This window comes from Phycisphaerae bacterium (assembly GCA_035384605.1).
Taxonomy (GTDB): Bacteria; Planctomycetota; Phycisphaerae; order UBA1845; family PWPN01; genus JAUCQB01.
This window is the reverse complement of record DAOOIV010000163.1, coordinates 1-8,132: the sequence shown is the minus strand read 5'-3', so window position 1 is coordinate 8,132 and position 8,132 is coordinate 1. Positions and strand designations below refer to the sequence as shown.

Sequence of the window (8,132 nt, the reverse complement as noted above, 5' to 3'; positions counted from 1 at the left end):
GTTCCGAGAAACGGGGCGGAAGCGGAGCGGGGACGGTGAGGCGATGAGGGGTGCGCGACAGTCTGGGCGGGCGTGCCGACCGGTTGCCCGCCAAAGGCGGGCTGATAGGCCGGCCGTTATACGGCTGGTTGGTGGTGGCCCGCGGTTCTTCTTCCCAAGGCGGCCTTCGGCCGCAACCACGAAGGGCCGCCCGTTTACGATCATAAGCCCTTGTTTGCAGGCTAGTTACACGTTGTAGCCGGCAAGATGCGCACAAAACGCACATCAGTCGCGACGGAAGGGACTAATGCAGCTCTGGCCCCAGCTTGCGCTCTACTGAATGCGCCCTGACCCCAAATCCTCCTGACCTCGGACTCTCGAGGTTCCGTGTTTTCCTATTGGTGGTTGCCGTGATCGACTCGCCTTCCTGCAAGATACAGCATGAAACCTGCGCCGGCGAGCATCAGGACCAGCGCGTATGTGACACCGACCTCGATGCCAAAGCCCGTCCATAACCAGCCCACAACAACGCTGCTCACCAAATCGCCAATGCCCGTCACGACCGCAAGCGCCCCGAAGCCGCTCCCCCTGATGCCGGAAGGCAGAAGCTCCGCTGCGACGGCATCCTCAACGGCTTCATACAGGCCGACACCGGTGCCTCCGAGTGCAAACATGATTGCCAGGCCCGCATAGCTCCGGACGCCCGCCACCATGCAAGCGGCCGCGAGCGCTGCGGCCATGTAACCGGCCACCAGGAGCAACCGCTTGTTCGTACGGTCCGCCATCCATCCGCCCAGATACGACCACGAGGCGTACAACACGTTATGAAGCGTGTAGCCGGCAACCGAGAGTGTCGCGGCCCGGCCCGGGCCGATATCGGGCGAGAGAACGGTCACCGCGTACAGGATGTAGAAAGTGTCCGCGAAATCACCGAGACCGAATAGGCCGACGGCGCCAAGGAACTCCTTGAACCGCGAATTGAAACCGCCGAAGCTCTGAAGGAAAGGTGTTCGGATCGGCGTTCGGTCCTTGCGCTCACGCACCAGGAGCGTGATGGCAAAGACGGCCAGAACCGCGGGAATGGTTGAGAGCAAGATCAGACCGCGGTGAGTCAGGCCAACCCGCAACAAGAGCAGCACCGCGATTGGCGCGATGATCGCCCCGGTTGTATCCATGGCGCGCTCGAACCCGAAGGCCCGGCCATAGGTGGTCGGCGTAACCGCGTCGGCAAGCAGCGCTTTCCTGGGGGGCGTGCGCACGCCGCGAGACACCCACGCCAGCACACGGCCACCGAGCACAATGAACCAGTTTGTGGCCAGGGCAATGACCACCGGCGAGAAGGCCATGAAACCGTAACCGCCGGCGCAAAGGACCTTCCGGCGGCGCAGCCGATCCGCCAGCCAGCCGCCGTAGAGCTTCGCGATGCTCGAAAAACCATCGGCAAAGCCCTCGATCGTACCCAACGCCCCGGCCGCGGCACCCATGGATGCCAGGTAAGCCGGAAGCGCGGCCGTCACGGTCTCGTGGCTCATGTCGCTGAAGAGCGAGGCCATGCCAATTCCGAAAACCGTCGGTGTGAGCCAACGTGCATGGTTCGGCGTGGCGCCAGAGGCAGGAGCGCAGTCGTTGGGTGATTCCGATGACACTGACAGGCAGCCCTATATAAACTCGGCCATCGATTCTATCGCTGCCAGCAGAATTGTGGTAACGGCGATCAGTGCGGCACCCCCGTTCCGCAGCGCGGTCGCCAATCCAAACTGCCCTCGACATGGACGACCCACCGGCAGAATCAAAGGCGTTTCGTTCGCGTATCTGTGGTAGGCATCGCCGTATCGTTGGGCCAGGCGGATTTCTTCCCATGCGATAGTCAAACCATAGAACAAAATGAAATACGCGCTGGCGATCAGAAACAGCTTGGAATCGTTCAACAAGCAGCAGAATCCATACGCCATCAATACCGACCCGAGATAAAGAGGATGGCGGCAGAGCGAGTAGACCCCGGTAGTGGCAAGCTCCTCCTTCTTGCGCAGACTACCGAGCGCTGCGAATCGGAAAGCAACCCCCGCAAGGACCATCGCAAGCCCCACGAACACCCAGGCGTTGGGCCTGTCCAGATCGAAGGGGACCTCATGGTTGTAGACGCCCTCGCCCAGGCCAAACCCAACCAGCAAAAGTCCTGCCTTGGTCCGGAGCCGCTTGGTTCCGACGATCAGGGCGAACCAACGTGGGTGGTTTCCCGCCCATTGAATCCAATCAGGTCTCATCAGTCACCCCTAATCCTTTCATTGCAGACAGTCGTTACAATCGTCCGGCCTTCTCGCCCGATGGCTACGCCCCGCAGGGTCAAAGGCGCAATGGTACCGGTCCTCGTGCGTTTGCGGTAGTATATACAAGATGGGCAGACCCGTCATACCAGCTTGCGCGCGGAGCTATCGGGCGCGGGTTTTGAACTCGACGGGCAGCGAACTCAGGGGCGCTCCCCTCTCGCTGCGAAAAGAGTTGAACCTGCCCCTGTTGAGCCAGAAGCGGTAGGTCCATGACGGTTTGAGCTTAACCGGGATCGTCAGCACCCTGCGATCCTGGTCGTAGGAAATATCGCCGGTGATTTCGGGGAAATTCGAGCCGCCGCCGACCACGGACCAGCTCTTGTCAACCATCGGTTCGCTGAATGTGATCTTGATGGCCGTCAGATCCGGATCGACGTCAGTGGCCCCATTGGCGGGGACTATGGATATGACCCTCGGTCGTTCCTGGTCCTTGAGGCCTGCGGCATAGCGGTTGAAGAAATCGACGACCCGGGGCATGAAGGCCTCAAGCGTCGGATACCGGTCGCGACGACCTTCGTATTCCGCGAGGAGCCTGCTGAGATCGCTGACCCAGGTGAAACCATGATCTGCCTCCTGCCTTGCCGCGGTCGCCGCGGCTGCCTTTCCCATCGTGTCGGCGACGTACCTGACCGTACAGGCCCGGACCATCGATTCCCGGAGCAGAGTCGACGCGTTGCCGTAGGCCTGCCGTCTCATCTCGTCTTCGCAGGTGCTGAAGATTCGCTGTGCAGCGTCGAGCATCGTGTCCAGGTGCTTGTCCACCAGGGGATTGGCGTAGGAATGAGCGAATTCATGGACCGCGGTCAGGGCGGTGTTGCTGTCAAATTCCGGCAGTCCTTCGTGGTCGAACTTGTACGCGCCGATGATCGAGTACATCTCGACGGGTCCCGCGGCCGGGCGGAAGCTCGGTCCGTAGCAGCCACCTCCGTTGAGCAGGCCGACGACCGGCCGCAACTGCACCTCGGCGGTTGTCCCGAAGTATGAATCGAACCATTGTCGCAAATCGCGGTTGCCGAGTGCCGCATCGAGGCGGGCGGCGGCCGAGGCGTAGAAGTCGCGATGTTGCTCAACGAACGCTGCGAAGCGGGCGTGCTCGACAAACAGGCGGGCCTGTTTCAGGAAGTCGCGGGCTTCCTCCGTTTTCCAGCGAGGGTCGAGCATGATCGCATCCGGCGGCTGGTCGAACGGCACCCGTTCCTTCAGTTCAACGGTGTCGCTCACATGCACGGCCATGCTCATGACCGCGTCATAGCTGACGCCGCGGCTCGCGCGGAGTCGCTGTGCGGCAAGAACGACAGGGTGATTCCGGTACTTGCTGAAATGCTTCTTGACTTCGTCGGCATAGACCGACTGGGAGTTCGGCATGTTGTACTCCGGATTGCCGGCAAGGCGGAAAATGATGCTCATCAGCTCCACGCGGGGGTCGACGACCGCGCGGATCGCCGGTCTGCCGGCGGGTCGGCTGGCAGGCGGCTCGGCCGAGCTCAGGCCGACGGCCGGCGGACTCTGAGCGGGCTTGGCGACGCGTTGCTCTTGTTCGCCCGCCACCGGGGCCCCGGCCAGACCGTTCGTCGTCATCAGAAGAGCAAACGCGCCGCTCAACAGGTTCATGATCATGGTTGATTGCCCCGCTCTTGAATATCAACGCGATCTGTCTGGTGCCGCCCTCAGTCGGTCCAGATCCATCCTTATAGACGTCCAGGCGGGTCAGATGTTACACGTGCAGTCGCGCCGGCCGGGCAGTTCATGAGCTTTCCGGGGTTTGAACCCGGCTCAGGGCGGGCATATCATGATTGGTTCGGCTCGCGGCCAGAGAGCGTTGCCAGGGGGGTGCCAGAGTGTCCGAGTTCGTCATTCATAGTGAGTTTGAGCCTGCAGGGGACCAGCCGGCGGCCATCGAGAAGCTGACGGGCGGGTTTCAGTCCGGGCGCAAGTTCCAGTGTCTGCTGGGGGTGACCGGATCGGGCAAGACCTTCAGCATGGCTCACCTGATTCGCAACCTCAACCGGCCGACTCTGGTGATCAGCCACAACAAGACGCTGGCCGCCCAGCTTTATGACGAGTTCAGCAGCCTGTTTCCCGAGAACGCAGTGGAGTACTTCGTCAGCTACTATGACTACTACCAGCCGGAGGCGTATATCCCGCAGCGGGACATCTACATTGAGAAGGATGCCTCGCGCAACGACGACCTTGACCGGCTGCGTCTTTCGGCGACCAGCTCGCTGGTCTCCCGCCGCGATGTGATCATCGTCGCCAGCGTCTCGTGCATCTTCGGCCTAGGCTCGCCCGAAGACTTCAAACGGAGCATCATCACGATCCGCCGGGGCGACCGGGTCGAACGTGACGAGCTGCTGCGGCGGTTCGTGGATCTCCAGTACGAGCGGAACGATGTTGATTTCCGGCGCGGTAAGTTCCGTGTCCGCGGCGACGTGGTCGAGCTGTGTCCGGGCAACGAGGAATTCGCCTATCGTATCGAACTGTTCGGCGACGAAGTCGACCGTATTGACCTGATCGACCCGCTGACCAATGAGACGATCACCGATCAGGACGTGATCTTCATTTACCCGGCGGTCCACTACGTGATGCCCGAGGACCGGATCGCGGCGGCGATCAAGAGCATCCAGGAGGAGCTCGACCAGCGGCTGATGGAGCTCAGGCGGATGGGCAAGTTGCTCGAGGCCCAGCGCCTCAGCGCCCGCACGCGGTATGATTTGGAGATGATCCAGGAAGTGGGCTATTGCAGCGGCATCGAGAACTACTCGAGGCATCTGAACGGCACGCCGCCGGGGGCCAAACCTTTCACGTTGGTGGACTATTTTCCGAAGGATTTCCTGTTGATCCTCGACGAGTCCCACGTGACCATCCCGCAGATTCGGGCGATGTATGCCGGTGACCGCAGTCGCAAGGAGGTGCTGGTCGAGCATGGTTTTCGGCTGCCGTCGTGCCTGGACAACCGGCCCATGCGGTTTGAGGAGTTTGAGAGCATGTGGAACCAGGTGCTGTTTGTCAGCGCCACGCCCGGGCCGTACGAACTGGAAAAGTGCGGCGGCGAGGTGGTCGAGCAGATCATCCGGCCGACGGGACTGGTGGATCCGCTGATCCACGTGCGGCCGGCTCGCGGGCAGGTGCCCGATCTGCTTGACCGCATCAGCGAGCGAGTGGCCGTCGGCGAACGCGTGCTGGTAACGACGCTGACCAAGCGGCTGGCCGAGGACCTTTCGGCCTACGTCGATCAGAAAGGATTCCGATGCAAGTACCTGCACAGCGAGATCGACACGCTTGAACGGGTCGAGATTCTGAATGATCTTCGGCGGGGTGATTTCGACGTGCTGGTCGGCGTCAACCTATTGCGCGAAGGACTTGATCTGCCCGAGGTGTCGCTCGTGGCAATCATGGACGCCGACAAGGAGGGCTTTCTTCGGAGTGAGACGTCATTGATTCAGACGATCGGCCGCACCGCCCGGAACGTCAACGCCGAGGTGATCCTCTACGCCGACAAGACCACGCCGAGCATGCAACGGGCCATCGACGAGACCAACCGCCGGCGCGAAATCCAGCTCAAGTACAACGAAGAGCACAAGATCACTCCCGAAACGATCAAGAAGGCCATCCGCAGCTCGCTGGAGCAGGAGATTTCGGCCCGCAAGATCGCTCGGGAGGCTGTGCATGCCGCGGAAGATGAGTATGATCGCAGCGAGTTGATTGCGGCGCTGGAACAGGAAATGCTCGAGGCGGCCGAGAGGCTGGATTTCGAGAGGGCGGCGGTGCTGCGAGATCGGATCCGGCAGTTGGAGACCGGACCACAGGCTCAGCGAGCCGACGCCGGACGATAGCCACGGCCAGGAGACCCCGTTTCTTGGCGAGCCGGTGCTGCTTCGCGTGGTCTTCGGTAATACCGGCGGCATAGGAACCTATCCCGGCAGGTGTGGGAGCGGCATCCTGGCGGTCCGATGAGAGGCCGGAAACCTGTTTCACACAGCCTGTCGAGACCGGCTGTGAGGTCACCGGCCGGTCAAGAAGAAACGACCAGATGGGGGATGTTTGCGAGAGGATGACCATGGCTCAGATGATTGATCGTGAACGGCTTCGGAGGCAGTGGGAAGATGCCTTGGCCGAGGACGGCTTCGACCGGGACATCACCTCTTTGACGACCGTCGACGACGCAGCCACGGGCACGGCTCGTCTTGTAGCCCGCCAGGGCGGCGTCTTTGCCGGCGCGGTGATCTTCGACCTGCTGCGTGAGGCGTACTCTCACAAATTGACGGTCACGGTCAACGCGCAGGACGGTGCAAACATGAGGAAGGGCGAGGGAATCGCCGTGCTGGCCGGTCCGATGCGTCTGCTCCTGGGCATTGAGCGAACCTTGCTAAACTTTCTGCAGCGGTTGTGCGGCGTGGCCTCGCTGACCCGTCGTTATGTCGATGCCGTCGGCGGGACGCAGGCGAGGATCTATGATACGCGTAAGACGATTCCCGGCTGGCGTCAACTGGACAAATATGCCGTCCGCTGCGGCGGCGGCTGGAACCACCGCATGGGCCTGCATGACGCCATTTTGGTTAAGGACAATCACTTGGCGGGCGTGAGTATTGATTCACTGGCCGTCGCCCTGTTCGATATGGTTCGGGAGGCCGCTGCGCTGGCGCCGCCGCCGGCGTTCATTGAGGTCGAGGTCGACACCATCGAGCAACTCGAGGAAGTGTTCAAGGTTTCGGGCGTAGATGTCATTCTGCTCGACAATTTCTCTATTGCCCAGATGCGACAGGCGGTGAGGCGGCGGGATGAATTGGGCTTGGCCGGCCGGGTGCAGTTTGAGGCCTCCGGCGGTGTCGACCTGGATTCGGTCCGCGGCATCGCGGAAACCGGTGTTGAACGGATCGCCGTGGGAGCACTCACCCACTCGTCCGGCGCGCTGGATATCGCCATGGATCTTGAGACCACCAGGCTGTCCGGCTGATCAGCCCCGGCAAAAGCGGCCGTCGACGCCGGACAGCGGCCGGTCATTGCGCGCAATCAACATCCGGCGGCATCTTCTCGCCGCTGATGCATCGCTGAAAGATTCCAAAGTCGGCCTGGTCAACGTCGCCGTCGTGGTCGAAATCCGCGGCACGGCAGGCCCACTCGACCGGACCGAGACCCGGACCGGAGCTGCAATCACTGAATACCTCATAGTCCGCCCCGTCGACGTCGTTGTCCTGGTCGAAGTCGGCCGGGGTGGTGAAGCCGACAGTGGTGAAGATCGGGGATCCGCTGCTGGGTCGATAGACTTGGATCACCCGAATGTTCTTGTTGTGGAGCTCCTGAAGGATCGATGGCGAGATGCCCGGCTCGAGCCGTGGCTCGAAGAGAAAGTGCTCGCTGAAGTTGTGATGCTCCGGCCGGTAGGTCTGCGAGTACGGGCTGTGCAGGATGATCGGGGAGCTGGTATAGCCGTAGATGCGGGTCTCAACCCAGCGAGCCAGCGGCGCGGTGTATCCTGCCGCGCTGCCCGCCGGCGTAGGTGGCCAGTAGAACTGGGTCGTGATGGAGATCTTCGCGTTGAGGACCAGGTTGCGAGTTTGCAGAGACTCGCCGGGTTCCTGGGCGAACGGCGGGAAGAGCCGCACGCTGTCGGTCAGGGTGGTGCCCATGCCCTCGTACGTCCTCACGGGAACCGGCAGGACGTGGTCAACGCGGAGGTCCAGGTAGCCGGGTCCCCAGTTGGAAAGTACGCCCAGGTCGCGGATCGTTAGCAGAGGGCTTTGCGAAGCGGCCACGAGCACGCCGAGCCGGCCGGTGGTCAGCGTGTACCGCCGCGGATTGCCCATGTCGGCGAAAACCCAGGTGTCG

General features: G+C 62.1%; 6 protein-coding genes. 2 read left to right on the top strand and 4 right to left on the bottom strand.

Features of this window, described 5'->3' with window-relative positions; all coding sequences use genetic code 11:
- Positions 1-374: 374 nt before the first annotated feature.
- The 3 genes from PLL20_20735 to PLL20_20725 form a co-directional block, all read right to left on the bottom strand.
- On the bottom strand, positions 375-1,532 hold the full coding sequence (locus PLL20_20735; protein HPD32427.1) for an MFS transporter: 1,158 nt from the start codon (positions 1,530-1,532) through the stop codon (positions 375-377).
- A 105-nt stretch (positions 1,533-1,637) separates the two neighbouring features.
- Complete coding sequence (locus PLL20_20730; protein ID HPD32426.1) at positions 1,638-2,243, bottom strand: isoprenylcysteine carboxylmethyltransferase family protein; 606 nt, start codon at positions 2,241-2,243, stop codon at positions 1,638-1,640.
- 165 nt (positions 2,244-2,408) lie between these two features.
- A complete protein-coding gene (locus PLL20_20725) occupies positions 2,409-3,923 on the bottom strand; it encodes a DUF4932 domain-containing protein (GenBank protein HPD32425.1) in 1,515 nt (504 codons plus the stop codon).
- Between the two features lie 221 nt (positions 3,924-4,144).
- Between PLL20_20725 and uvrB the strand changes: the two genes are divergently transcribed.
- Both uvrB and nadC read left to right on the top strand, forming a co-directional pair.
- Positions 4,145-6,139 carry an excinuclease ABC subunit UvrB gene (gene uvrB, locus PLL20_20720; protein HPD32424.1) on the top strand — a complete coding sequence of 665 codons (1,995 nt, stop codon included), beginning with the start codon at positions 4,145-4,147 and terminating at the stop codon, positions 6,137-6,139.
- A 224-nt stretch (positions 6,140-6,363) separates the two neighbouring features.
- Positions 6,364-7,260 carry a carboxylating nicotinate-nucleotide diphosphorylase gene (gene nadC, locus PLL20_20715; protein ID HPD32423.1) on the top strand — a complete coding sequence of 299 codons (897 nt, stop codon included), beginning with the start codon at positions 6,364-6,366 and terminating at the stop codon, positions 7,258-7,260.
- Between the two features lie 43 nt (positions 7,261-7,303).
- Here the strand turns inward: nadC and PLL20_20710 are convergent.
- Positions 7,304-8,132, bottom strand: an 829-nt coding sequence (locus tag PLL20_20710) for a hypothetical protein (protein ID HPD32422.1), incomplete at its 5' end; no start/stop codon positions are given.

Excerpts from the sequence above, each read along its gene's own strand:
- PLL20_20735 (HPD32427.1), bottom strand. The coding sequence starts at position 1,532 with ATGGCCTCGCTCTTCAGCGACATGAGCCACGAGACCGTGACGGCCGCG.
- PLL20_20730 (HPD32426.1), bottom strand. The coding sequence starts at position 2,243 with ATGAGACCTGATTGGATTCAATGGGCGGGAAACCACCCACGTTGGTTC.
- PLL20_20725 (HPD32425.1), bottom strand. The coding sequence starts at position 3,923 with ATGATCATGAACCTGTTGAGCGGCGCGTTTGCTCTTCTGATGACGACG.
- nadC (HPD32423.1), top strand. The coding sequence starts at position 6,364 with ATGGCTCAGATGATTGATCGTGAACGGCTTCGGAGGCAGTGGGAAGAT.